Origin of the sequence: Lysinibacillus parviboronicapiens (assembly GCF_003049575.1) — a bacterium.
GTDB classification, from domain to species: domain Bacteria; phylum Bacillota; class Bacilli; order Bacillales_A; family Planococcaceae; genus Lysinibacillus; species Lysinibacillus parviboronicapiens.
This window is the reverse complement of record NZ_PYWI01000004.1, coordinates 66,239-90,474: the sequence shown is the minus strand read 5'-3', so window position 1 is coordinate 90,474 and position 24,236 is coordinate 66,239. Positions and strand designations below refer to the sequence as shown.

27 protein-coding genes and 1 riboswitch are annotated in these 24,236 nt (G+C 36.8%); of the genes, 17 read left to right on the top strand and 10 right to left on the bottom strand.

Going from position 1 to position 24,236, the window contains the following annotated elements; all coding sequences use genetic code 11:
* Positions 1-66 precede the first annotated feature (66 nt).
* The gene (locus C9J35_RS05915; RefSeq protein ID WP_107923785.1) at positions 67-1,452 is read left to right on the top strand and encodes a UDP-N-acetylmuramoyl-tripeptide--D-alanyl-D-alanine ligase; all 1,386 of its coding nucleotides are present in this window, start codon (positions 67-69) and stop codon (positions 1,450-1,452) included.
* Positions 1,453-1,604: 152 nt separating this feature from the next.
* Here the strand turns inward: C9J35_RS05915 and C9J35_RS05910 are convergent, their stop codons facing one another.
* Complete coding sequence (locus C9J35_RS05910; RefSeq protein WP_107923784.1) at positions 1,605-2,948, bottom strand: C40 family peptidase; 1,344 nt, start codon at positions 2,946-2,948, stop codon at positions 1,605-1,607.
* 1,004 nt (positions 2,949-3,952) lie between these two features.
* Between C9J35_RS05910 and C9J35_RS05905 the strand changes: the two genes are divergently transcribed.
* Positions 3,953-5,647, top strand: a complete 1,695-nt coding sequence (locus C9J35_RS05905; RefSeq protein ID WP_107923783.1) for a methyl-accepting chemotaxis protein — start codon at positions 3,953-3,955, stop codon at positions 5,645-5,647.
* 77 nt (positions 5,648-5,724) lie between these two features.
* Here C9J35_RS05905 and C9J35_RS05900 read toward each other — a convergent pair whose 3' ends face one another.
* From C9J35_RS05900 to C9J35_RS05885, 4 genes are all read right to left on the bottom strand, one after another.
* On the bottom strand, positions 5,725-6,090 hold the full coding sequence (locus tag C9J35_RS05900) for a VOC family protein (RefSeq protein ID WP_054768465.1): 366 nt from the start codon (positions 6,088-6,090) through the stop codon (positions 5,725-5,727).
* A 304-nt stretch (positions 6,091-6,394) separates the two neighbouring features.
* A complete protein-coding gene (locus C9J35_RS05895; RefSeq protein WP_107923782.1) occupies positions 6,395-6,949 on the bottom strand; it encodes a TFIIB-type zinc ribbon-containing protein in 555 nt (184 codons plus the stop codon).
* A gap of 115 nt (positions 6,950-7,064) precedes the next feature.
* Positions 7,065-7,436, bottom strand: a complete 372-nt coding sequence (locus C9J35_RS05890) for a hypothetical protein (protein ID WP_054768452.1) — start codon at positions 7,434-7,436, stop codon at positions 7,065-7,067.
* A 671-nt stretch (positions 7,437-8,107) separates the two neighbouring features.
* A complete protein-coding gene (locus tag C9J35_RS05885) occupies positions 8,108-8,383 on the bottom strand; it encodes a YesK family protein (protein ID WP_054768453.1) in 276 nt (91 codons plus the stop codon).
* A gap of 260 nt (positions 8,384-8,643) precedes the next feature.
* On the opposite strand from C9J35_RS05885, the gene C9J35_RS24840 reads away from it, so the two are divergent.
* Both C9J35_RS24840 and C9J35_RS24835 read left to right on the top strand, forming a co-directional pair.
* A complete protein-coding gene (locus C9J35_RS24840) occupies positions 8,644-8,940 on the top strand; it encodes a phage integrase SAM-like domain-containing protein (RefSeq protein WP_107923781.1) in 297 nt (98 codons plus the stop codon).
* Between the two features lie 118 nt (positions 8,941-9,058).
* Entirely contained in the window at positions 9,059-9,337 is a 279-nt protein-coding gene (locus C9J35_RS24835) for a tyrosine-type recombinase/integrase (protein ID WP_107923780.1), read from the top strand.
* A gap of 153 nt (positions 9,338-9,490) precedes the next feature.
* Here C9J35_RS24835 and C9J35_RS24830 read toward each other — a convergent pair whose 3' ends face one another.
* The gene (locus C9J35_RS24830; RefSeq protein WP_369122288.1) at positions 9,491-9,619 is read right to left on the bottom strand and encodes a hypothetical protein; all 129 of its coding nucleotides are present in this window, start codon (positions 9,617-9,619) and stop codon (positions 9,491-9,493) included.
* Between the two features lie 42 nt (positions 9,620-9,661).
* On the opposite strand from C9J35_RS24830, the gene C9J35_RS05870 reads away from it, so the two are divergent.
* From C9J35_RS05870 to C9J35_RS05840, 9 genes are all read left to right on the top strand, one after another.
* Positions 9,662-9,901, top strand: a complete 240-nt coding sequence (locus tag C9J35_RS05870; protein ID WP_425312815.1) for a M23 family metallopeptidase — start codon at positions 9,662-9,664, stop codon at positions 9,899-9,901.
* 114 nt (positions 9,902-10,015) lie between these two features.
* The gene (locus tag C9J35_RS23520; protein ID WP_167395928.1) at positions 10,016-10,171 is read left to right on the top strand and encodes a hypothetical protein; all 156 of its coding nucleotides are present in this window, start codon (positions 10,016-10,018) and stop codon (positions 10,169-10,171) included.
* A 97-nt stretch (positions 10,172-10,268) separates the two neighbouring features.
* Complete coding sequence (locus tag C9J35_RS05865) at positions 10,269-10,928, top strand: hypothetical protein (RefSeq protein WP_054768454.1); 660 nt, start codon at positions 10,269-10,271, stop codon at positions 10,926-10,928.
* Between the two features lie 133 nt (positions 10,929-11,061).
* Positions 11,062-11,319 carry a hypothetical protein gene (locus C9J35_RS05860; RefSeq protein ID WP_054768455.1) on the top strand — a complete coding sequence of 86 codons (258 nt, stop codon included), beginning with the start codon at positions 11,062-11,064 and terminating at the stop codon, positions 11,317-11,319.
* A gap of 696 nt (positions 11,320-12,015) precedes the next feature.
* On the top strand, positions 12,016-12,198 hold the full coding sequence (locus tag C9J35_RS05855) for a hypothetical protein (RefSeq protein ID WP_054768457.1): 183 nt from the start codon (positions 12,016-12,018) through the stop codon (positions 12,196-12,198).
* Positions 12,199-12,437: 239 nt separating this feature from the next.
* Complete coding sequence (locus C9J35_RS05850) at positions 12,438-13,802, top strand: PepSY-associated TM helix domain-containing protein (RefSeq protein ID WP_107923778.1); 1,365 nt, start codon at positions 12,438-12,440, stop codon at positions 13,800-13,802.
* A gap of 147 nt (positions 13,803-13,949) precedes the next feature.
* Complete coding sequence (locus tag C9J35_RS23515; protein WP_167395927.1) at positions 13,950-14,090, top strand: hypothetical protein; 141 nt, start codon at positions 13,950-13,952, stop codon at positions 14,088-14,090.
* A gap of 645 nt (positions 14,091-14,735) precedes the next feature.
* On the top strand, positions 14,736-15,449 hold the full coding sequence (locus tag C9J35_RS05845; protein WP_054768458.1) for an ankyrin repeat domain-containing protein: 714 nt from the start codon (positions 14,736-14,738) through the stop codon (positions 15,447-15,449).
* 28 nt (positions 15,450-15,477) lie between these two features.
* On the top strand, positions 15,478-16,563 hold the full coding sequence (locus tag C9J35_RS05840; RefSeq protein WP_107923777.1) for a hypothetical protein: 1,086 nt from the start codon (positions 15,478-15,480) through the stop codon (positions 16,561-16,563).
* A 157-nt stretch (positions 16,564-16,720) separates the two neighbouring features.
* On the opposite strand, the gene C9J35_RS05835 is transcribed toward C9J35_RS05840, so the two are convergent.
* Entirely contained in the window at positions 16,721-17,587 is an 867-nt protein-coding gene (locus tag C9J35_RS05835) for a LysR family transcriptional regulator (RefSeq protein ID WP_107923776.1), read from the bottom strand.
* 150 nt (positions 17,588-17,737) lie between these two features.
* Between C9J35_RS05835 and C9J35_RS05830 the strand changes: the two genes are divergently transcribed.
* Together C9J35_RS05830 and C9J35_RS05825 are read left to right on the top strand one after the other, a co-directional pair.
* Entirely contained in the window at positions 17,738-18,691 is a 954-nt protein-coding gene (locus tag C9J35_RS05830; protein WP_420798417.1) for a DMT family transporter, read from the top strand.
* Between the two features lie 26 nt (positions 18,692-18,717).
* Positions 18,718-18,861 (top strand): YrzO family protein, encoded by a 144-nt coding sequence (locus tag C9J35_RS05825; RefSeq protein WP_107923775.1) that lies wholly within the window; start codon positions 18,718-18,720, stop codon positions 18,859-18,861.
* A 149-nt stretch (positions 18,862-19,010) separates the two neighbouring features.
* On the opposite strand, the gene C9J35_RS05820 is transcribed toward C9J35_RS05825, so the two are convergent.
* Genes C9J35_RS05820 through C9J35_RS05810 form a run of 3 tightly spaced genes read right to left on the bottom strand, consistent with a single transcriptional unit; the run spans position 19,011 to position 21,875 of the window.
* On the bottom strand, positions 19,011-19,616 hold the full coding sequence (locus C9J35_RS05820; protein WP_107923774.1) for a response regulator transcription factor: 606 nt from the start codon (positions 19,614-19,616) through the stop codon (positions 19,011-19,013).
* Complete coding sequence (locus C9J35_RS05815; protein ID WP_327322898.1) at positions 19,613-20,728, bottom strand: sensor histidine kinase; 1,116 nt, start codon at positions 20,726-20,728, stop codon at positions 19,613-19,615. The genes C9J35_RS05820 and C9J35_RS05815 overlap by 4 nt, the downstream gene beginning before the upstream one ends.
* Before the next feature lie 13 nt (positions 20,729-20,741).
* Positions 20,742-21,875 (bottom strand): DUF418 domain-containing protein, encoded by a 1,134-nt coding sequence (locus C9J35_RS05810; RefSeq protein ID WP_438941200.1) that lies wholly within the window; start codon positions 21,873-21,875, stop codon positions 20,742-20,744.
* Between the two features lie 760 nt (positions 21,876-22,635).
* Positions 22,636-22,682: riboswitch (PreQ1 riboswitch) on the top strand.
* Between the two features lie 123 nt (positions 22,683-22,805).
* Here C9J35_RS05810 and queF point away from each other — a divergent pair.
* Positions 22,806-23,306, top strand: coding sequence for a preQ(1) synthase (gene queF, locus C9J35_RS05805; protein ID WP_107923772.1), 501 nt, complete (start codon positions 22,806-22,808; stop codon positions 23,304-23,306).
* A 270-nt stretch (positions 23,307-23,576) separates the two neighbouring features.
* Positions 23,577-24,236: a 7-cyano-7-deazaguanine synthase QueC gene (gene queC, locus C9J35_RS05795; protein ID WP_107923770.1), complete on the top strand. Its 660-nt coding sequence runs from the start codon at positions 23,577-23,579 to the stop codon at positions 24,234-24,236.

The window sequence follows — 24,236 nt, the reverse complement described above, 5'->3', positions numbered from 1 at the left end:
GGTCGTGCACTACCCAATCGTCCAGAAATCACATTTCATACTATTATGAGAGGGGGCGGAGTTAACTTGCAAAATATAAGTGTGAAAGATATAAGGAACTTACTGCAAGCAGAACTATTGAATGGTTCGGAAAAATGGTTTGTGCAACATGCGATTTATTATCATCGGCATGATTTAACACAAAGCAATACACTTATGTTTGTGAATAAAAGCGATGCAATCAACTGGAAGGAAATAGACAAAAAGGGGCCATCCCTTGTCATTTCAGATAAGACTTCATCAGAGCTGAAAAACGCACTTGCGAATACGACTGTACTACAGGTGAAAAGTATTGTGCAGGCCTATTGGAAGTTTATCGAATATTACAGAAGTCTTTTCCAAATTCCTGTTGTAGCCTTAACAGGAACATGTGGGAAAACAACAACAAAAGAAATGATTAAGCATATCGCAAGTAAGGACTGGAATGTGCAGGCATCTGTGAGCAGTAAAAATGAGCCACGTCAATCCTTACCATATCTGACTGGCATTGATGACTCAACACAAGCAGCTGTTTTCGAGCTAGGTTTGGGGAATACAGGTAATATTAAACATCAATGCATGATTTACCAACCTACGATAGGCATTATCACAAATATTGGTGTGCATCATTTAGATGGCTGTAAAAACCTTGAAGGTTATATCAAGGCGAAATCCGAAATCGTAGAAGGATTAACAGAAGGGGGTACGTTAATCATCAATGGTGATGATGAAAATACCAAAAAGGTCCCTTTGCAGGATTTTAAAGGCAAGATTATTACGATAGGCATACAGCAACAGGCAGATTACAGAGCATCTAAAATTCAATTTACAAAAACAGGCATGAGATTTGAACTGCAAATGTTCGATAAAAAGTATAGTATTTTTGTTCCTGGATACGGCGAACACCAAGTATACAATGCACTAGCGGCCATAGCGGCTGTAAAAGAAATGGGCATGACTATCAATAATGCCATTTCTCGTTTACGAACGTTTAAGCCGATGGCAAGACACCTAGAGTTTTCAACAGGGATTGGTGACTGTACCATTGTAGATGATACATGGACAAATAACCCTACTTCTGTTGAGGCAGCCTTGAAGGTTTTAGATACGATTGGAAAAGAGAAAAAAGTAATCCTAGTACTCGGGGATATTAAGCGATTAGGCAATTTCGAAGAAAAGTATCATCGTGAGATCGGCTCGATGGTGGCTCAAAGAAATATTCATACCCTTATTACCATTGGCAAAAGAGCGGAAGATATAGCGAAGCAAGCGAAGAAAGATGGAACAAATGCAGATGTTCATATTTTTACTGATGTTACAGGAGTTTTAGATGTACTCAAGCCAAAACTTGACCGTGATACGATTGTGCTGATAAAGGGTCCGATGTCTAGTAGATCCATGATTGAATTTGCCAATAACTTAAAAGATATATAATAAGGTAGGGAAAGGGGGTGCCTCAAAGTCATTTGAGACACCCCCTTTCTGTATGGAAGTTAAGCAAAGAATAACAATGTGTGATATTTTCAGCGTATACTACTACCTAGCTGACTCGATCCATTTATGGGACATAGCTAAAGTAATTTACACTATAATACACGGCGAGCAGAAACATAGTTTTGTTTTGCCCATGTAGAATTCAGACTTTGTTTCACTATATTATTAGAAGTCATGCTAATATATTGATTGCCGCCAAGATAAATCCCTGTTTGTGTAATTTGCTGACCACCATTATTTGTGGAGAAGAACAGTAGATCACCTTTTTGTAGCTGAGTTTTTTGCACGCTTTTCCCAGCTAACGCTTGTTTACTTGCTAGTTTATCTTTTAAATCAATACCATGCTTTTTAAAGACATAATAGGTAAACCCTGCACTTGTAAATGTCAGTGAGCTTTCATTATACGAATAACCAAATTTTGCTTTACCCGTCATACTAGAAGCAGTAGCGATGATTTTATCAGCAGAAGCTGATGGTGCGTTGGCAATCGGCGTTGAGTTTCCAGAAAAAACGCGTTTTGCAGTAATATAGTGCTCAGCATAATAGTCAACAAATAACACTCTTGTCATAACACCGTCTGAATTTGGAATGATGATACGGTGATCCCCAGCGTAGATAGCTACAAGTGAAGGCGTTTGAGAGCCCTTTATACTATTAAAGAATACTAAATCACCTTTCTTTAAATTGGCACGAGAAACTGTTGTTCCTACTTTCATTTGTTCCTTTAAGGTTGTTGTACCAAGATTCACGCCACTTTTACGATAGACAAAGTCTACAAACCCTGGAGCTGTAAAGCGTAGATTTGATTCATTATTTGTTGAGCTCATTGTCACTTTATTTTTATAATTTAAGGCGTTTTCAACAATTTTATCGCCCTTCGTTGCAGGATTAGCTGACAGTAGAGTAGGTAAGACTCTTCGTGCTGATACATAATTTTCTGTATAATACGGCTTGCTATTTAAATCAGAAATAACGATATTTTGCTTAGTATCAGCCATGTGAATCATTTTATTGTCGCCAATATACATGCCTACATGATCCGGATCTGTTCCGGTTTTTTTACTCTTAAAGAAAAGTAAATCCCCTTTTTGTAATTGATTTCGTGCAACATATGTCCCTTGCTGAATCATATAATTTTCATTATATGTCCCAAGGTCCACACCATTCTTCTCGAAAATATACATTAAAAATGAAGCACACGAAAATTTGTAAGGATATGTAGACTTGTATTCTGTATTGCTGTAAGTAGCCTTACCAATTAAGCCTTTCCCTGTTTGAATGAGTTGGTCCGCTTTCGTTGCAACGGCTTGAGCGTTATTTTGTGCATTTGTAGTTGCGGCCTCTACTTCTATTGGGTGCATGGCTGCTGGAATCATGCCCAATGAACTAAAACCTAATGTGAGTGCCAATGTAGTTGTTAAAAAATGTTTTTTCATGCTGTATGTTACCTCCTGAATACTAGCGATTGGAATAATTCTGCTGGCTAGTGATTGGCATAATCGTAGCATGAAAAAGTATAGGTTCTTCTAGGTAAATGTTTCCACGCATCGTCTCAATAAGGCTTTAAAGCTTGATATAAAAGGCTTTGTCCTTGGAGTTTACAGTTTCATTACAATTGTTTCAGTTTATGTAAAACTTGCAGAAATGGGCGTCAATTTGTGCACCACGACTAGCATTTGTGCCAATTTTTTATGCATTGAAACTGTACTTTACCAAGGTTTATAGCCTTTCGAATTAACTAGGTCTTGCCTAGCATTGTAAGACAATTACATGAACTTTATTACAGCATCAAATACCGAAGCTTCGTGTATAAGATGTGGCACGATTCTATCATTTCCACCTCGATTAAATCGACAGAAGGTGTTTGAAGCAGGGACGCCCCTTTTGTCAGGATTTGTTTTGGCGCTACATGCGATTGACCTTTAGTTCAATCAACAGGTGCAGTCGGGGCTCGCCGATCGCTTCGTGATGATTGTTGCAATTACCTGAAGAATCACCATTTTTGCCTCATAACCTCTATTTTCGATAACATACTTCAACAACATGACAAGCCTACTGGTGAAGGTTACTTTATTCTTGATATTCAAAAAATAGCAGAATAGTTGCCATAGCTTGCTTTACATATGACAAAGTCGTGACATTATGCTCATCAATCATTGCTTCCACACAAACACAAAATTATCAAAATTATTTTAAGTCATGACATAAAAATAACTTTCTAATTTATCGTTTACTAATAAATGCATATTTTTCGTGAATTATTGTGATAAGAATCACCAATTAAATACATAATTCGAGTCATGGGTTAAATAGGTAATATATGATATATTTAGGTTGATTTAACAGATAATATAACAACATAACCACTAAAAAAGTAGGTGATATATACGAACAATTGCTTTTAATTTGTATTTTTTCACTATAAGAGGGGGCTAGTAGTATGTTGCAGAAACTAAGGTTCAAAACGATCAGAGCAAAAATTTTAAGTGGATTTTTTATTATCGTATTTTTTATTGCATGTTTTAACACCTATAGCTATTTTGCAAACAAACGAGTCATTACTGCGAGTGAAAACATTGTGCATAAAGAATTACAGCTACTAACAGCAAATGAAAAGCTTGCCTCAACAATAAGTGTCAGAACAACTGCTGCTAAGAGCTATGTCCTAACCGGTAATCAACAGTATAAAAAAGAATTTGACGATTATATAAAAATTGCAGAAGAAAATAATGCCATTTTAACCGAATACTCGACAGATACAAGCTTAGCCACTACTGTGGAGAAGGCAAGAGAGTGGCGGAATTATGTGCAAACGAAAGTATTTGATGAGTACGATAAAGGGAATATCGAAATGGCCATTGAAAACCTAAATTCAATTGATACTCTAGCAGCCGAAATACGACAAAGCTATGAAGGACTTGCCTTGGCAAGGGAAGATGCCATTAATAAACTGGGTGAAGAAATGATTGCTCAATCCAAATTCACGATGCGCTTAGGTGTATTCATAGGTTTATTGACAACGATACTTGCAATTGTAACCGCTGACTTTTCGGAGCGCATGATTGCCAATCCGATAAAAGTCGTAATTGAAAAAATATCGAGGATGGCCGAGGGTGATATTAGTCAGCCGGCATTACCAGTAAGGATGCAGGATGAAATTGGCTTACTTGTACAATCTACAAATACCATGAATAGTAAGCTTCATGAAATACTAGGATCGATACACGTAGTGTCAGAAAACGTGGCTTCCAGTAGTGAGGAACTAGCGCAGTCCTCTCTTGAAGTAAAAACGGGTGCACAGCAAATCGCACTGACGATGCAAGAGTTAGCGGGTGGTTCTGAATCTCAAGCTCAAAATGCGAGTGACTTAGCGCAAATGATTGACACTTTTAAAGTGAATGTGCAACAGGCAAATACACAAGGTGTAAATTTACAAGGACATTCAAAGGAAGTATTAGAGCTTACTGCAAATGGTCAACAATTGATGGATGCATCTACTCAGCAAATGTTTGCCATCGATCGAATTATCTATGAGGCTGTGACAAATGTGGAGGATTTAAATCGCCAATCGCAAGAAATTTCAACATTAATATCAGTGATTGACGATATTGCCAATCAAACCAATTTATTGGCGTTGAATGCTGCTATCGAAGCGGCTAGAGCAGGGGAACAGGGCAAAGGCTTTGCCGTTGTGGCCGATGAAGTCCGTAAACTTGCAGAACAAGTGTCCTTCTCAGTAACGGATATTTCGTCGATAGTGACACGTATTCAAAGTGAAACAGTAGGTGTAACAGCATCGCTTCAAAAGGGATATCAAGAGGTAAAAAATGGTACAGAGCAAATTACGAATACGAGTACAACCTTTGAAAATATAGCTTCTGCCATGGATAATATGTTTACAAGTATTCAAGGCATTACCGAAAATCTGCAAGATATTTCAACAACTACTGACCATATCAACCGATCCATTGATGATATTGCGGCCATTTCGCAAGAGTCAGCAGCGGGTGTTGAAGAAACGACAGCAACCATCGATCAAACAGTTGGAACAATGGACGAAATCGCGAAAAGCACTGAGCAATTAGCAATATTAGCAGAAAGTTTAAATAAAGAGGTACAGCAATTTAAATTATAATTGGAAGCAGCCGTCAATGATTGATGGCTGCTTTTGGCGATCGCTTCCTTGCGCTACAAAAACTACAGTACTGGCATTTAAAGTGCTTGAATGATTTCTACTCGATTGCCAAAAGGATCTCTAAACTCAAAACGTTCAAAATGAGGAATGGGCACCGAATCTAGTATGACGATGTGTTGTTGTTCCGTCAATCTTTTTTTTTTATAGCACACATCGTCTACTTGATATGCGATATGGGCTTTTGTTGTGAGTCTATCAAAACCATCCTCTGTTCCGACATGCACCTCTATACCACCAACTTGTAACCAGAATCCGCCACGACCTTTGAGCGAATCTGGTTTTTCAATTTCTTTTAACCCTAATACAGTGCTATAAAAATGTTTAGCTTCCTCCTCTGCGCCTTTTGGAATCGTAATTTGTGCGTGATGTAAGCCAATAATCATGTATATCTCTCCTTTATCTTGGAACAGTTTCTTTTCCTTATCCACTTCTACTAATGTCCAAAGACTCCTCTTTTTGAAGCTGATTTTAGGAACTGACGGATAGAACCGGCAAAGTGACGGTTACGGTTGCTAATTGTACAGGCAATGCCTAGCAACAAAAGCCAGTCAGCTAAGTTGGCTTAGATAACGGAATATTGTAGCAGTAAATAGACCAAGCTAGCATATCAAATTGCTGTCTTGGTCCAAATTTTAAAAAAGTTTTTTTCTAGAGTATTGTATTGTAAAAAATGATTTATGGATAACGCTATTCATACTTCTTTTTTGTAATCAATCCGAATTCATATATAGCAATTAACTCTCCATAATAAAACTCTAAAAGTACCCTGGAATTTTCTTCTACACCGTTTTCTCCTTTATAATTACGTTTGTCTCTATCCGAGTTCAATGGAGCACCTCCTACGATATTTATTACGGTTTCTTCATTCATTCCTATTTCAAGCTTTTGAAATTCTTCTGGCGTAATGGTTGAGATCTGTTTTGTCGGCTTCTCTTCTTCTGAAAAAATCAATACCATAGATTGTCCAAATATCCATACTCCTAATATACTAATCAAAATTAATGCTAATTTTTTTGGCCATTTTGATGGGGCAACCTCTCTATAATAATAGGTTCTATTTTCTGAATAATTATATTCCTCGATAATTTTTTTGCCTTTACTATATTTTTCTTCATAATCTTCTTCATTTTTTGTGTAATCTTCCGATACTGACCCACAATATTCACATACGTATATATTCTTGTCTTCCTTATAAACTTTTTTATATGAATTTGTGGCCAAACAGTTAGGGCAATTTTTCATAATTTCCCCTCCTTAACTTTTGATGAACTATTTTCCATTTTAAGAAATTTAATTATGTATGTACATAACAAAAATGCCCAAGTACTCAATTAATGAGCCTGGGCTTTTATTATTTTTACTTAGGTTCTTTCTTAGATGCAATAGCTAAAATATCAGGTTCTGAAGTGCCGATTGAAACTAAAATGTCATCTTTCTTAAAACGACCCGACCAGCGTCCTATATCTTTTTCATCTTTTTCTTTTTCCCATCCATTAATCATTAAGATCATTTTATAATCAAATGGAATTCCTTTATTAGAAGCTTTAGACCATTTGTAACTGATATTACTAAAGGCTTTACCTTCATCCTCATATTTTATTATCGCATCTTTAGGGACCATAAACTCGTTTAATATTTCTTCTTTTTCATATCTTGAATCAATAATAAAGTAAGATATTCCTACAATCGCTACTAATACAATTGCAACTATTGCTACTATTTTTTTCACTTCAATCTCTCCTACAAACTAATTTTTCACTATTTACCATTTTAAGTGTATATGTGGAAAAAGTACATAACTAAATCAATACTTTGCATAGCTTTAATCAGTTGTTCTTTCATCATTCCACATTCCCTCGACAAGAACGTTTGTTTGCATTTATATGAACTAATGTTTTTATTCTGATACATACATCATGTTAACTAATTGGTAGAGACGATAACCGCTATGAATGGAATCTGGGTTTTCTTGTCGGTGTTGTAGTATTCAATCCAGTTATCTAAGGTAGGCCTATTAATGTATTGTGGAGGGCCACGTCCAGTCAACCAATTATAGAAAGGCATAGGACGCTCTAAATTTTGAGTTTCTTTTATAGACGATGGGGTTTTGTTGTATATTATATCTGTGGAGGACAAGGAATATAAAAGCTTTCAACAAATGTAAATAAGCCTGTTGATAAAAAGAAGAAGCCGCTTAAAGGTCCACGCATAGTTGGGTATATTGTGCGTAGATAAACAGGCACAGAGGAATTATTTCCACAGGCTGCTTGATTGGACTTAAAGCTATGTGAGCTAAAGAGGCGATTGAGGGTGAATAACAAAAGGACTTGCATATATGAAGTTTAATCATAAACACAAGTCCTAATCTTATTGAACTGAATAACCCAATTGTGGTATAAATTACACACTTATATTTTTACTAGAAATGCCAATTATAGTGCCTAGCCATGTTCCTAATAGAACGCTAATCGCAACCAATCCTAGTCCCATACCTTCCCATCCACCAACAACAAATATGCTGTATAAGACAAAGCCGAAACAAATTAAGCTCAATACTAACGAAACTGTATATAAAGTTTTTCGTGATACCTTACGAGATAAGAAGTAAACCCCAACAATAAATATAGCCCCCAGAAGTAATATGGGTGTCCATCCTTCTAGCATAAATGCATTCATTTTTTTCAACTCCTTAATCACTTTGTCTTATTATCTGGTTGTTAGTTGAACAAATGAACAATCAGTATTTTGTTAAAGTGTAACATAATTACAATTTTGGTGCGAGATGAATATATATAGACAATATTGATTGTTACAGCAGGGTGAAACAATTTAATCCCATCTGTTATAAAAGGTGTTTTCTAACGATTAAGTCCTAGCTATTCAAAAATATACTATTGATTCTTACTTATTTCAATTTGACTTTATAAGGTTACAGCATATTCTTCAAGGAGTTTCAAACGTGGCTGAGGGAAAATGATATACTAGACATCTCAGACGTCTCTACGATTACGATAAAATCTTATTTAGTGTACTGTAAGAAGGAACGAGGAAATAATCCAAACACAATCAATAATAAGTTAAAGAATCTACGAGCGCTATTCAATCACTTAGTTGAGAATGAATACATATCAAAGAATCCATGTTATAAGGTGTCAAGCAGAAGACAGATAATAAGATTGAGGTATTCACAAACTTGCATATTAAACAGATGCTACGATACTATAGACGATTAAAACGAAAAGACCATGAATATACAGCATATAGAAACTCAGCAATCATTATAACTTTGCTTAGAACTGGGATTAGAATCGGGGAACTACGAAATGGTTCGATGTTACTTATACACAGTTAATCATATATGGCAAAAATCGTACTCAAGAAACTGTTCTATTGACTGATAGAGTTAAATCAGAATTGGATGATTTGAGACTGTATTGCAGTCGGTACTTTACTGAGATGCCAGATTATATATTTGCTAATAGAAACGGTTCTCAGATGTCCTACGAAGCTACAAAGAGCATATTCAAACGTCTACAGGATGTTATGCAATTTACAGATGTACGATTATCAGCACATACATTTATACATACTTATGCAAACAGATATATTATGAATGGTGGAGACAGTTAGGTTCTTCTAATAGCATCCTCATATAAACCTCTGGATTAACTTTTATAGAACCATCTGAATTTACGTTGGTTGCTACCTTTAATTGGACGAATGTTTTCGTTATCATCTATCTTTGCATTCGTATTCATTAGACACCATCCTGTGTATTTCTGATTAGTAATGAATGATAATGAGTGTCAAGGTAAGAATTGCGAATTGCGTATTGCGTATTAAAGCGATTGCTGAATCTAGTGTAGATTTACCTGCTTTACGTGGGATAATTAATAGAAGCTCACGTATCATTCGATATCCAGTTTCTTTATGAACCATACCGAACGTAGCGCCATGTATTGGCTACTAGAAGACATATTAGAAGAACATATTAAGTCAAAAAAGGTTGGTCAACGAGTTAAACAAGGTCAAAAGATTGGTATGATGGGGAGTACTGGTCGTAGTACGGGGACACACTTACATTTCGAAATACACAATGACTCTTGGGTTAGCGGTCAGAAATATACTGTAGACCCTATGAAATGGATTCAATTAAATACTTGTGTTCCACTTGGTACTGTAGATTACCTCTAAGAAATTAGGATATAGCGTAGAGTCAAATCCTAAAGCGTACCGTATTCATACAAGCGCTTATTCATCTAAGGCAGTTTTGCTGTATCAGAAAGTAAGAAACTCGTTGCAGAGAGAATGCTACGATATGCAGAGGTCTTTGGCAACGATAAAGATGGTTACAGAATCCAATCTGGAAAGTACAGTACACAGAAAGAAGCAGAAGCAGTAGCGATTACATTACTTGAATCTAAGCGTACTAATTATTGCTCTATTATAGGAAGTAAAAATTAATTTAAAAAGATTGTGTGATTCTATTGCGTGGTCAGTGTAGTATATGAATTAGCAAGACGAATAAAACAAATAAAAACAGAAAAGAGGAAGAATTTTTATGAGCATCAAAAAGAAAGTTTTAGCAAGTGTATTAGCTTTAGGAGTTGCAACAACAGGTGGTTTTATGTTTGGAAGTATGAATAGTGAATCAGCAGACGCAGAAGCGTTATACCCATTCAATCCATCTCATCCATCATTTCCACAACACTCAGTTTATAGTGATATGCTGAAACCATATTATGATGCGAGTTCTACTATAGTAGCTTCAACGATGTTTTATAACCATGAAAGAACTTTAGCAGTTCAACAAGCAACAGGTGATAACAACTTGCTAGAATTTAGCGAATTAGTTAGGGAAGATGTAGTACAAGCCAGAGATGTATACACTAATGATTTTTCTTTGCCAGAATTAGTAGACGGTGAACAATATGTGATTGTAGAGGATTACAGTAAGCCAACAAATAAAAGGATTGTAGCAATTATTAAAGACCCATTCTCACCTGAATTGAACATCAACTTCGACACAGCTAAATTTGTAGGCACAGTTAATGGTATGTATAAGTTTGCAAGCGTAGAAACAGGAAAAGAATATAGTTTTTATACAAGCGTTTTCCAAAATGCTAGTTTATGGGAAATTCCTAAAAATGGTGATACATTCAAACTTGAATTTAGATATGCCAATCAAGAGAGTTTAAAAAGTGCTGTATTAGTATACTAAACCTACAGAACCAGAAATTACCGCAAGTAAATAAGCTTTAACAATATCAAACAAAAAACTAAAATCAGAACAGGAGAATTTATTATGAAAAAATTATTATTAGCAGGTGCATTAGCATTAGGTTAGGTTTCAAATGAGCTACAGCAGAGGCAAGCAATCTATCGGACAACACAATCAAAGACAAACTCGCGTTGAGGTCACTTATCAAGCTCTGACTTCAAATGGCGTTGAAGTATTCACAGAGGTAGGCGGACAGGAGATTCCAGTATTTTTAGACTTCATAGAAGTAGGTCGCTTTAATGAAGATGCATTATTTGAAAAAGGTGCTCGTTACACGTTAGTATTCAGCGACAAGGAAATGAACAACCTAATCAATATCATCAAACATTAATAACTAGGGTTACTCTTAATTGAGTAGCTCTTTTTTTGTGTATAGTTCATCTTCAGTGAGGAACCACAGAGACTGTTGACCTCCAAGGGTATCAACATTGTTTAGAACCTTTTCGTCATTATCTATATTTTCTAATGTGGTGTAACCATTAGTTACCTCACATACTCGCAAAGTTCTCTCCAAGGGTGTCGCGTTTTACGATATCCTTATCATTTTTGACCTGAGGTAAGGATTGTTTCCCTCAGAGGTCGAAACATTGCTTCGAACCTTTTCACGATTTTGGCCTGATAGGAATAATGTTCCCATCAACTTTTCCTCAGCATCCACATTGTTTAACATCTTAGTTTTGACATTAAGTACAGAACCCTTTACAATAAATATTAACAATTAAAGAAGTTAGGTTTCTGTACCTTCTTATATACGGCTAAAACATTGATATAATAGTATTCTTATAGTCATATGATAATACTCAAAAACCTTAAAAAACCTACGAGGATAGGGGGTGTTGAGTGTGACTAGAGAAATTCTTCTGCATGCTCATAGTACGATGATCGTCAAAAGGGTAGCTTCTATGACTAATAGAAAGCTTTTACCAGCATGGCAGTCGGCGTATTATGTCGTGTATTTGTCATAGTAAACATCTTTCTAAAGAGGGAAAGATGTTTTTTTTATGCTAAAAATGAAGGAGGGTTACACATGAATCCACAGGTAATCGAGTATTATGAAAGTCTCTTTAAAAATGAAATTATGCAAAAGCAGTTTGATGGTGCAAGAAAAACTTTAAAGGAATTGGCTGAACAGTTTGTAAGGCAAGATGAAGCACATCATACAGACATTCATGCAGCCTACAGCAATGTCAGAAAAGAAGTAATCGGATAAAATAAGTAAGCTACTTAAAGCTTTCCTTTGGTGGAGCATTAAGTAGCTTTTTAAGGTAAAAAATGAAATCTGTTGTTACTACACTCAACTTAGATGATGAACGTCACTAAAGAAAGATTGATGAAAGACAGTTTACTGTCAAATAAAACTTCATTAAAAGTTTTCTAGGACTTCATTCATATTTCACTTTTTCAATATATAATAAATCTGCTCTTATTATAATAGATCGGAGAATTTGAATGAAAAACACGCTTTATGCTAGCTTTTGGCGAATGCACTTTTATGCAGCATTATTTATGACACCACTTCTTTTAACATTGACACTAAGTGGCATCGGGTATTTATTCTATACAGATGTGGAAAATCAGTTATATGATGATTATTTCTTTGGAGATAGTAAAAAAACAGAAGTATTATCGATTGATGAAGGGATTAAAGAAGCAGAAGCGGCATTTGCAGGCTTCAAAACTGATAAAATTATAGTATTAGAAGAACCTTATAATACGCGTTTAACAATGACAAATGAAGAAGGCGCACAGCGATATTTGTTTTTAGATCACAACAATCAAATTGTGGGTCATCAAGATGCGCAATACACATTTGGTAATATCCTTAGAAACTTGCACAGTTCCTTGTTCATCGGGGGAACCGTTGTGAATTATCTCGTAGAATTAGCGGCGTGTTGGGCCATTTTTCTACTACTGTCAGGTTTATATATGACCTTTAAAGGAAAAGTTTTAAAGAAAGCGAAACAGCCAAACAAACGACAAAAAAATAAAAGATGGCATGCTCTTGTTGGGACAATCGTGACCATCCCGATGATTGTCATTATTTTCACAGGTCTACCATGGTCTGCGTTGATGGGTAATCTCATTTATAATGCGTCACAAGAACATCCTTCATTCGGCACGCCGTTATTACAACAGCAACCGCCTACTTCGGATATGAGTGAAATACCTTGGGCGACACGTCAACAAGAGCCCCCTGTGTCTGACAATGGACATGCTGGACATCATGGAATGGGAGCGACAATGAATAACGTGACCAATCCGAATCAATTAGCTGTAGAAAGTCTTCAACAACAAATAGATGCCATGGACATTGCAAAACCCTATTCGATTATTTATCCTACAAGTGAAACCGGTGTATTTACAGTTGCCAAATCGAGCAACACAGGTGTAACTGGACTTGATGTGAGTCCTAATGAAGAAGCTACCATGTATTTCGATCAATATAGCGGTGAATTTATGGCCAAGGTTGGCTATGAGGATTATGGGATTTTAGCAAAATGGTTTACATGGGGAATCCCCTTACATGAAGGACACTTATTTGGTTGGCCAAATAAATTGTTAAATTTAATCGTCTGTGTTGCATTTTTGGCCGTTATTTTCTGGGGGTTCCGTACGTGGTTGCTTCGAAAGAAAAATGGCGTCCTGTCTGCACCGCCTCAAATATCGCAGAAGGTTTCCATACCTTTTATCGTGTTCATGATTGTATTAGGTCTATTGATGCCGTTATTTGGTCTTTCTTTAATCGCAGTCATTTTGATAGAATGGATCAGAATTATGGCCAATAAACGCTTATCGAGTAAAGAATTAAACTAAAAAATGAGCGATACTGTCATCCTTGAAGAGGGATAATGACAGTGTCGCTTTCTTTCCAGTTGGGCAGAAATTGAGAACAAAATTTTTGTAGCACAGCACATCGCACCACTTACTATTCAAACAGTGGCTGCTATTGATGATAAATCGTTGCAAGTTACGTTAGATAAAGACCCAGGTATGGAGTTATTTACAGGACGCAATGTTGCGTTACAAGCTGAAGATGGGAAAGTCTCCAAGCTCAATATCGTTATGCTGCTCGTAAAGGAGCTATCGGTATCTTTGATGTAAAGGATGTTTCTTTGGAATCAGGCGTAACATATAAGGTAGTACCGGTAAATAATTGGGCAACTTCCACAAATGTATTTTTTCTAGCAAAATAAAATTTTAATAAAGGCTGGACAAAAGAGAAAAAGTGTTAGATTGACTGATGTCGATCTAACACTTTTTTGCTGTGAACGTTGATGTCCACTACGGCGGACGCTTTCCGGGGGCGTGTCCTGAGCCTGTAGTCTCAGGCGTCACGCTAATCCCCCAGGAGTCGCCGCCTTTGCTACCATCAACTAGTGCTCTCTTCTAAATTTTATTGATGCCAAAAGGAAGAACGTCTAAATTTTTCTTTATTTTAGATAGCAACAATTTAATAATACCTTTGCTGCTCTTTCTTAAAATTTAAAGTTTTGTCCTAGCCTCTATTCTAATCTGTCGAAGGGCTTATACCTTAAAAATTTTTTGCGAAAATTTTAACCTTATTTAAGAATTTGTTTTAGGGAATTTAGCATTACGGACTAAAATAATAGGAGAGCTACAAAAGTTTTAATGATAGAGGCGTGATTAGCACAACATCATCATCTAGAACTAAATCAAGTAAAGTCTATTTAGGTGTGTAGATAAAATGAACGACTAGGACAAGACGTAAAAAAAGGAGACTATGCAATGGGGAAGTGGATGAGGGGAAGTATCATAGGATTGACATTTTTGCTTCAAGGATGTTCCTCCTATCATGAAGCAGAATTACTAAAACTACAAAAGGACAGTGAAATAATGAGCGTTGAATTAAATGAACAGTTGCTTCAAGCAGCGGCACAAGGTGAAGTCAGTATAATACAAGATTTACTTAGCAAAGATATAGATATTAATGTGCAAGATGCTAACAAACGAACGGCAGTTATGCTTGCAACGTATAACAATGACGTTGAGATGGCAACAATGCTTATTGAAGCCGGTGCAGATGTTAATATTCAGGATGATAGGCAAAATAATCCTTTTCTCTATGCAGGTGCCGAGGGCTATCTTGAAATTTTGAAGCTAACAATAACAGCTGGTGCAGATCCTTCCATCACAAATCGCTATGGTGGTACGGCTTTAATACCCGCCTCTGAACATGGTTATATAGACGTTATTCAAGAATTACTAACAACTACAGAAGTAGATGTAAACCATGTGAATAACCTTGGATGGACAGCTTTAATGGAAGCAATTATTTTAAATGATGGCCGTCAAACACAGCAACAAGTAGTTCAGTTGTTGATAGATTATGGAGCAGATGTCAATATACCTGATAACAAAAACATTTCACCATTACAGCATGCGCAAGCGAAGGATTTCCATGAAATCCTGCAATTATTAAAGCAAGCTGGGGCAAAATAAAAAATTGATGAGAAAAAGGAGTCGTAGAATGAACAACAAGATGAAATTTATTACACCACTACTTTTAGGCGCAACGCTAACATTAACAGGATGTAACTTTCTAAATAAGCAAGCAGAACCAAAGCAAGAGCAAGCGCAACAGGAAGCATCACAACAAGCAAAAGAGGTTGCGCAAATTATGGAAATACAAGCGCTAAATGCTATAACATTACAAGTAACATTTTCTGAACCACTACCAGAAGAAGCTGTTAAAGTAGAAAACTTAGATGCTATCCAAAAAGATTATACATTCAATCATAATTTAGGTATTGTCAATGTACCTCGCTTAAAAATAGGTTCAAAAAGCACATATATTTTCCCAGTGACAGTCCAACAACCTGACACGACATATACGTTAAGCTATAAAGGTGGAGAAGCACAGATTTTTGAGGGCAGCGATGAAAAAATTAATGTCAGTCAAACAAAACAGGTCGCAAATGATACCTTTGAAATCGAATCATTTAAAGAACAAGGTGTAACCGATTATTCCAACATTATTGAAGCCTATAAAGATGCGAGAGGCGATCAATCTTTCCTAGTAAATGATGAAAATAAAGATGAAAGTGGCAAGCAATATCAAGTCATCTCCTCTTTAAGAGACCGTGTGGTGACATTGACCGCAGAGGATGGAGAAGAAATGCAAGCGAGTTACGTTTTGTTTACACAAGCTGCTGATCGCAGACAAGCACCAAAATTCCGCTTACCCGAAGGACGGACATTAAGGCCAGGTATGCAGTATACTGTGACGTCTGATTGGGCAACCGTGAATAACCCAACTTTTACAGCAACAGAAATCGCGCCATTGACAATCAAAGTGGTGGAACCAATTGATGATAAATCATTGCAAGTTACGTTAGATAGAGACCCAGGTATGGAATTATTTGCTGGACGCAGTGTAGAATTACAAGGGGATGATGGAGAAAAAATCCAAGCGCAATATCGCTATTCTTCACGAAAAGGCGCTGTCGGTATCTTTGATGTAAAAGAAGGCACTTTAAAGTCTGGCGGCACTTATCAAGTAGCACCACTCAACAACTGGGCTACTGCAGCTAATATAACGTTAAAAGCAAAGTAAAACGATGACCTAAAATATTGAAAAACCAGCATCGACATATGGACTGTCCCTCCTTGTTAGACACGTTAGAATAATTGGGGAACAGTTCAACATGTTGAGCTGGTTTTTGTCTGTTGAATTGGTTCAGCCAAAATCCAGTTACATGGAAGTGTTTTTCTTATAACATAGTGATATCTCGATGCTCTGCAATGGTTTGTAAAAAGTAACGCATTGAATTGGTCATATAGGCATCTTTTCGCCGTATAAATACAGTTGAATTGCTGCCATATTTTTTAGGAATCGGATGACAATATACCTTACTTGTTGTGGCAAGTTGATTGACAGCAGATTGCGGTACGAGTGTAATGCCGAGGCCAAGGGCAACACTGTTTATGATAGTCTCGAGTATGTTAAATTCCATAATCCTTTTTGGCAGTAAACCTTCATCTTTAAGCCAGTGTTCTAGCTTAGAACGATAACCACAACCTTTATTAGAAACAAGGATGGGTGTTGTTAAAAAATCATCTTTATGAAAAGTTTTGTTTTGCGTCACAAGAACGAGTTTTTCCATACAGACATCGTATTGTTCTAAATGTGGATGTTTGATAGGACCTGATATAAAAGCACCATCTAATTGGTGATCGGTTACTTCTTTTATGAGTTCTTCAGTCAAACCCGCTTGTAATGATAAATCGACATTGGGGTAGTCCTTATAGTAAGCCGCTAGTATGGTTGGTAAGATACTCACGATTTCAACTGTACCAATTTTTAATGTGCCAACAGGCGTATGACTATCTAGAAATACTTGTTGTAATTCTTCAACATCCAATAGAATTTTGTTAACGTAAGTAAGCATTTTTCTACCATCTTCATTCAATATCATGCCTTTTTTATGACGATAAAAAAGCTGTGTGTTGAGCTCGTTCTCTAAATGCTTAATACGTGCTGTGACGTTGGATTGGACATAGTTTAATTCCTTTGCTGCACTGCTGACGCTTCCTAGCGTGGCAACGCATTTGAAAATTTGTAAGTCTCGTAGTTCCACTGTGTAATCCTCCTTGATAAACTATCATTATAAATGATAGTTTATATCACTTTCAATCATTTTACGTGATGCTATTTCTTTTTTATAATTCTCATTGTGAAATAGATAGAGAATACATAGAAGCGAGGAATAGCAGTGAACAAGAGTAAAATGATACTAGGTGCGATTGCCTGTTTAATTGCAAGTATTTCATGGGGCGCAATGTTCCCAGTTGCAGATCATGCGCTAGAATATATCGATCCATTTTATTTTTCAACCATTCGATATGGAGCGGTATCGATTGCATTGATTATTTTATTATGGATAAAGGAAGGTAAGAAAGCATTTCAATTAGAAGGGAAAGGGAAACTGCTAATCTTTTTCGGGGTGATGGCATTTACTGTCTACAATGTGCTTGTTTTCTTAGGGCAGATGCTAATGGGCAAATCTGGTGTTATGGTAGCGTCTATAATGGAGGCACTGATGCCAATGATTTCGATTGCTATTCTATGGGGATATAAAAACGTCAAGCCCAAAAAGTATATGATGATAAGCATGGTCATTGCATTTGTTGGCGCTATGTTTGTAATTACAAAAGGCGATATGGCTTTCTTTCTGACATTGAAAAATAATATAATGCCGCTCGCATTTATATTAATGGGAGTTGTGGGATGGGTTATCTATACGATGGGCGGGCACTCATTTCCTGAATGGTCGACACTCCGTTATTCAACATTGACTTGTGTATTTGGTACAGCCGTAACAGCAATATTAACGATGATAGGGACAATGCTAGGATATGTGTCAGTACCAAGTATGGGAACAATCGCAGTTGTTAAATACGATTTATTGTTTATGATGGTTTTACCGGGAATTGTCGCGCTACTTTGTTGGAACTATGGTGTGAAAATTTTGTCCTCCATTAATGGCATCTTATTTATCAACTTCGTGCCGATTACTACATTAGTCATTATGATGGTACAAGGGTATGCTATAACCATTTTTGATATTGTAGGAACATTGCTCGTTATTACAGCTCTTATCCGAAATAATATATGCCAGCGTCAAGAAGTAAATAAGGATATACAATTTATACAAGAGAGACAATTGCGCAGTGCTGGCTGATAGTACATGTTTTGGAGGAGCTTTTAATGTTAACTAGTTTATCGTTTTTCTTTGCTGCTGGCATTGCCTGCGAACTTGTAGCCATCAATCGGAATGGCCGTAGAAAGATCAAACAACAAGAAGAGATGATTCTACTTTTAAGAGATTTACTACAGCAAAAAGAGAAATAAATAAAATTAAAATAGCGAATTTCAAGAAGTCTATAGACGACAACAAAATAGGTGCACAATAAAAATGAACTACACCCAACAATAGGGTAGTTCATTTTTTTAGTTGCTTACTTTTCAATACATTATGTAGCGCTTATCATTTATGATCTTTAAAGCCAGCCTTTGTCATTGGCAATTTGAACGGCTTGCTGTCTGGATTCTACATGCAGTTTCTGAATAGAGGTTGATAAATAATTGCGAATCGTTCCTTTTGTTAAAAATAATTTTTTGCTGATCTCACCGGTTGTGAATCCTTCTTTAACAAGCTGGAGCACAGCTATTTCTCGTTCATTTAGAGGATTTTGCTCTTTCATAAATAACGTAGCGGCTAAATCTCTACTCACGACCTTTTCGCCATTCATTACTTTGCGTATTGTTTCGATTAAATAATCAATCGGTTCATCCTTCAATAAATAACCATGGACCTCACAATCCATTGCCTTCTGTAAATACCCTGGACGAGCGAAAGTTGTGACGATCATCACTTTGCAAGGTAGTTTTGCATTTTTAATTTTTTCGGCAAGTTCTAGTCCTGTCAAATTCGGCATTTCGATGTCCAAAATACAAACATCAGGCACATCGCTCTGTATGCATTGCCATGCTTTTTGACCATCAGAAACTTCTGCAATTACTTCAATGTCATTCTCGAATGACAGCAATGAAGTTAAGGCGCCACGCAACATTTGTTGGTCTTCGGCTAATAATATGCGTATCATTTAAGGGGCTCCTTTCGATAGTGTTGGAAAGGTAATTTTAACGACACAATGGTTCCGCCATTAGTAAAATTATCAATCGTTGCAGTGCCTTGCAGGATTGACATTCGTTCCTGTATAGATGATAGGCCATTGCCAAGGCCTTGATTTTCTAAACCTATACCGTCATCGATTATGTTTAGCGTATAGATAGGGTCGAAATAGTCGATTTCTACAATACAGGACTTTGCTTGACTATGTTTGAGGATATTTGTTGTAGCTTCTCGAACACATAAGGCAAGCATGGTTTCTTCTACACTTGATAATAGTATTTTGGGACAATTGTTCGATATGTTAATGGCGATATCAGCTGATAGCAGCAGTTTTTCACAGTGTAAAAGTTCACTTTCTAATGAAACGAAGTTCATATCAGACACTAACTCTCTTACTTGTTTAAGTGCTGTTCGCGTTGTTGCTAAAATATCTTGCAATTCGCCTTTTACTCGGGATGGATCTTTATCTACTAATTTAGTTGTCAGCTCCGTTTTTAATTTAATCATTGTGAGGGTGTGGCCAATCGTATCGTGGAGATCTCTCGCGATACGTTGTCGTTCGTGCTGTTTTACCAGTTGCGTATTGACCGTTGCTAACTCAACTTTTAAGTTTTTTGCCTTCTCTATATAGTAAATCAGCACGGGGAAGACAAGTTGAATTAGCATAATAGGAAGTATAATCGGGTCGTCTATTTTGAATAGCTCGCCTGTTTCAACCCATAAAACAACGATAAACATCAAGGCAATGGCTAGCATTGCCGAAGCAATATGCCATTTGACTTGTGCTCTCCCGATTAAATCTGCGAACGTAAATCCGAAAAATAGCATGATAGAACCTTCGTAAATTCCAATTATTGCAACGCTAAAGAGTCCTGTTAATGTTGCCAGATGAAGGCGCCAATCTCTATACCATAAGGCAACATAAAATGCTATTAAGAATGTTATGAGGACAATTATTTTTGCTATGACAGGTAAATTCGAGTTCGAGCTTAATACTATAAATATCAAAATAATAATGGATACTACATCGATAATTAAATATTGTTTTGCTTGCTCTTTAGGATAAATTTTTATACATGACACCAACCCTTGTTGATTATTTATGTGCAACGGCTTGCACAGCATGTTTTCGAAGCCATTCCAAAGGTCCATAATGAAAATGTTTTAGACAAATATGCGCAATGAAGAGTTGGAAAAGGGACAGAGTCATCCAAACGACAATAATTTCGAAGCTAGAAAGCTTTCCACCTAAACCAAAGCCCCAACCATAGAAAATAATAGACGACAGTACATTTTGTAAAACATAGCAACTTAAAGACATTTTACCAACTTCTCCAAATCGTTGCCATAGCCAATCTGCTTTCTTATACTCTAACATTTTACCTAAAACGCCAATATATCCAATTGATAGCAGCGGTGCAAATAAATAGCGAACAGGGAAATCAAATGCTCCTCCAGGAATGAAAATAAGAAGATTCAACGGTACACCGATATAAACCCCAATAGCAAATAACTTTCTACGCATGTGACGTCCATGTTCATTTTGAGAAAATACGCCAGTTCGCATTAACTTTACGCCCATTAAAAATAAGAAAATATTCATGGGAATAATAAAAATGGCTTCCGTTCTAAAAAACCAAAAATTCGTTAAACGATGGTGGATTTGTTCAAACCAAGTACCATGTTGATACATACTGACGATCAAATCGTTGCCAGGTAAAGACATATTTGCGCCTAGTAAGGCACTTACTAAAATTAGCAGAATGATAAGTGCATGAAATCCACCAACTAGATATAAAGCGCGATGAATGGCTTTATCGCCAGCCTTTACAATAAAGGCAACGATGATGGCTGTCACAGCGTAACTCATCAAAATATCATATTCCATGACCAATGTGAAATGGATAAAACCTTCTACAAACAAGAACAAAATAGTCCAAATATAGACACCTGGCCATGCATAACCTTTTCGAATGAATTGCTGGTATTTCAATTCTAGACCAACTCCGAACATAATGGTTAACAGTCCTAAAAGCTTTCCATTTACGAAAAATAATACGAGCATTCGTAGAAAATCATCGAATGACCACCAACCTGAATAGTTACTTGTTGTAATGTAAGTTAAGTCTCCGAGATAAGCAAAAATCCAAATATTTGTACCCAATGTACCCAATACCGCAAAGCCTCGTAAAATGTCGATTAGCGGTAACCTTTGATGAGCTTGCATCATTCCTATCACTCTTTCTATGTTTTCTTAAGTAAAATGATAAAGTGCAACAGAGAAAAAAACTATTCACAGCAGTCAAAAGTTCTTTATGACAGGTGTCATAAGAACTTTTGTGCGCCCAGCACGGACGTAATCTATAGGGTGTAAGTCCCGAACTGCGAAGACAGAATGGCTGGTTAGCCAAGTACAAGGGTGTCCGTGTTGATGTGGAATCTGTTGGAAATGGACGGTAAATCTCCTGTCAGAGGAACTAGAAGGGGAGTTATGAATGGATAGCAACATAAAATCTTTCTGTCGACGGCCATATCGAGTAAAAGAAGCAGATGAAGAGAAAGAGTACGTTCTTACCTGGTGAAAGGAAAAACAAAGTACACTTTGTAACCTGCTTAGTGATAAACGATTGGGATAGGATATGGAGAACGTATCATACGTAAGTGAGGTTTTTCTTTTTAAAAAAATATTAATCGTTTAAAGCTCTGTACGGCTAAAATATAGGACGGTATAGGCGGCATGAGACACCTGCGGGATAAGCGAGACAGACGAGACCCTGCACAAAGCGAAGCATAGGAGGTGGCTCGCCGTCGCCCGCGGAAAGCGAAAGCCAGAGCGCTAAATCAAAAAAGGTAAATACTTTTTCAGTGCCCTCGTATAACAGTGGTTTTTTCGAAAAAGCATTTATCGGAAGACTTTATTTAAAAATTTTCATTTGACGTTTTCCACCATATTCTATATTATGATTAAAGAAAAGAATGCCCGGACTAGAACGGGAGAGGTTCATAGCTGATACCCTCTATAAAAAACTATGGAAACATGACAATATGCCATGTCCATATCGGACGTGGCTTTTTTATGTTTTTACTTATGTTTTAATAGAATGATTGGTGATGCCTCTCTTGAAAAGTGTTGGGAAACATTTTACGAGGAGGTTTTTTTATGTCTGGCCGAAGCCATGAAGAAGGACTGAAGGATTTAACATTATTAGGTAATCAAGGTACGCAATATGCATACGAATATGCACCCGAAGTATTGGAGGCAGTAGACAATCTTCATGCCAATCGAGATTATTTCGTCAAGTTTAATTGTCCAGAGTTCACTAGTTTATGTCCACTTACAAATCAGCCTGATTTTGCGACGATGTACATCTCATATATCCCGGATAAAAAAATTGTGGAAAGTAAGTCACTGAAATTATATTTATTTAGTTTTAGAAATCATGGCGATTTCCATGAAGATTGCGTCAATATCATTATGAACGATTTAATTAAATTACTTGATCCAAGATATATCGAAGTGTGGGGAAAATTTACACCACGTGGAGGGATTTCGATTGATCCATGGTGTAACTATGGGAAACCAGAAACTAAATACGAAGAAATAGCGAATTATCGTTTAATGAATCACGATCTAAATCCAGAAAAAATTGATAATCGATAAAGTGAAACTTCAATCAGTGGGGGTTTTCTTCATTCCCCACTGATTGTTAGTTGAACCAATCGGGCTTTTACTGTCAGTTGATCGCCCACTTAGTGTACTCGTTCTCATCTTTCCACTTGAGGTGGGCGTTTTACTGACCGTTAATGCGGGATAAATTTTGAAAATCTTATCAATGAAGGAAGAGGTTTTAGCTACCCTCTTAAAAAAACTAAGAAGAAACAGCATTTTTCTTAGGGTGCTGTTTTTTTCGTTAAAAGGGAGTTTTTATAGATGAAGCAGGAAAAAGCAATTGTTGTGTTTAGTGGAGGTCAGGACAGTACCACTTGTTTGTTCTGGGCACAAGAACGTTTTGAAGAGGTTGAGGCGGTGACTTTTGATTACGGTCAAAGGCATCTTCTGGAAATTGAATGTGCAAAGGAGATAGCAGCGGAACTTGGTGTCACGCATCACATTCTTGATATGTCACTCCTGAATCAGCTTGCTCCTAATGCATTGACACGACAAGACATCGAAGTAGAGGACGGAGAAGATGGCGGGCTTCCATCGACTTTTGTGCCTGGCCGGAATTTGCTCTTTCTTTCATTTGCGGGCGTTTTGGCGAGCCAAGTTGGAGCCAAGCATATCGTAACTGGTGTTTGTGAAACGGATTTTAGCGGATATCCGGATTGCCGGGATATTTTTATAAAATCTTTGAATGTAACGTTAAATTTATCTATGGACGATTCCTTTGTGATTGATACACCGTTAATGTGGCTGAATAAGGCACAGACATGGGCGCTTGCTGATCAGCTTGGGGCACTTGAGTTCGTTCGGCAAAGAACGTTAACTTGTTATAACGGTGTAATAGCAGATGGTTGTGGTGAATGTCCGGCGTGTAAACTGCGAAAAAAAGGACTGGATGACTATTTAAGCTTCAGAAAGGAGTCTTAA

What these genes read in the sequence shown, in the direction of transcription:
- C9J35_RS05910 (WP_107923784.1), bottom strand. Translation starts at nt 2,948, where the DNA reads ATGAAAAAACATTTTTTAACAACTACATTGGCACTCACATTAGGTTTT.
- C9J35_RS05905 (WP_107923783.1), top strand. Translation starts at nt 3,953, where the DNA reads ATGTTGCAGAAACTAAGGTTCAAAACGATCAGAGCAAAAATTTTAAGT.
- C9J35_RS05900 (WP_054768465.1), bottom strand. Translation starts at nt 6,090, where the DNA reads ATGATTATTGGCTTACATCACGCACAAATTACGATTCCAAAAGGCGCA.
- C9J35_RS05895 (WP_107923782.1), bottom strand. Translation starts at nt 6,949, where the DNA reads ATGAAAAATTGCCCTAACTGTTTGGCCACAAATTCATATAAAAAAGTT.
- C9J35_RS05885 (WP_054768453.1), bottom strand. Translation starts at nt 8,383, where the DNA reads ATGAATGCATTTATGCTAGAAGGATGGACACCCATATTACTTCTGGGG.
- C9J35_RS24830 (WP_369122288.1), bottom strand. Translation starts at nt 9,619, where the DNA reads ATGATACGTGAGCTTCTATTAATTATCCCACGTAAAGCAGGTAAATCT.
- C9J35_RS05870 (WP_425312815.1), top strand. Translation starts at nt 9,662, where the DNA reads ATGTATTGGCTACTAGAAGACATATTAGAAGAACATATTAAGTCAAAA.
- C9J35_RS23520 (WP_167395928.1), top strand. Translation starts at nt 10,016, where the DNA reads ATGCTACGATATGCAGAGGTCTTTGGCAACGATAAAGATGGTTACAGA.
- C9J35_RS05865 (WP_054768454.1), top strand. Translation starts at nt 10,269, where the DNA reads ATGAGCATCAAAAAGAAAGTTTTAGCAAGTGTATTAGCTTTAGGAGTT.
- C9J35_RS05860 (WP_054768455.1), top strand. Translation starts at nt 11,062, where the DNA reads ATGAGCTACAGCAGAGGCAAGCAATCTATCGGACAACACAATCAAAGA.
- C9J35_RS05855 (WP_054768457.1), top strand. Translation starts at nt 12,016, where the DNA reads ATGAATCCACAGGTAATCGAGTATTATGAAAGTCTCTTTAAAAATGAA.
- C9J35_RS05850 (WP_107923778.1), top strand. Translation starts at nt 12,438, where the DNA reads ATGAAAAACACGCTTTATGCTAGCTTTTGGCGAATGCACTTTTATGCA.
- C9J35_RS05845 (WP_054768458.1), top strand. Translation starts at nt 14,736, where the DNA reads ATGGGGAAGTGGATGAGGGGAAGTATCATAGGATTGACATTTTTGCTT.
- C9J35_RS05840 (WP_107923777.1), top strand. Translation starts at nt 15,478, where the DNA reads ATGAACAACAAGATGAAATTTATTACACCACTACTTTTAGGCGCAACG.
- C9J35_RS05830 (WP_420798417.1), top strand. Translation starts at nt 17,738, where the DNA reads ATGATACTAGGTGCGATTGCCTGTTTAATTGCAAGTATTTCATGGGGC.
- C9J35_RS05825 (WP_107923775.1), top strand. Translation starts at nt 18,718, where the DNA reads ATGTTAACTAGTTTATCGTTTTTCTTTGCTGCTGGCATTGCCTGCGAA.
- C9J35_RS05820 (WP_107923774.1), bottom strand. Translation starts at nt 19,616, where the DNA reads ATGATACGCATATTATTAGCCGAAGACCAACAAATGTTGCGTGGCGCC.
- C9J35_RS05810 (WP_438941200.1), bottom strand. Translation starts at nt 21,875, where the DNA reads ATGATGCAAGCTCATCAAAGGTTACCGCTAATCGACATTTTACGAGGC.
- queF (WP_107923772.1), top strand. Translation starts at nt 22,806, where the DNA reads ATGTCTGGCCGAAGCCATGAAGAAGGACTGAAGGATTTAACATTATTA.
- queC (WP_107923770.1), top strand. Translation starts at nt 23,577, where the DNA reads ATGAAGCAGGAAAAAGCAATTGTTGTGTTTAGTGGAGGTCAGGACAGT.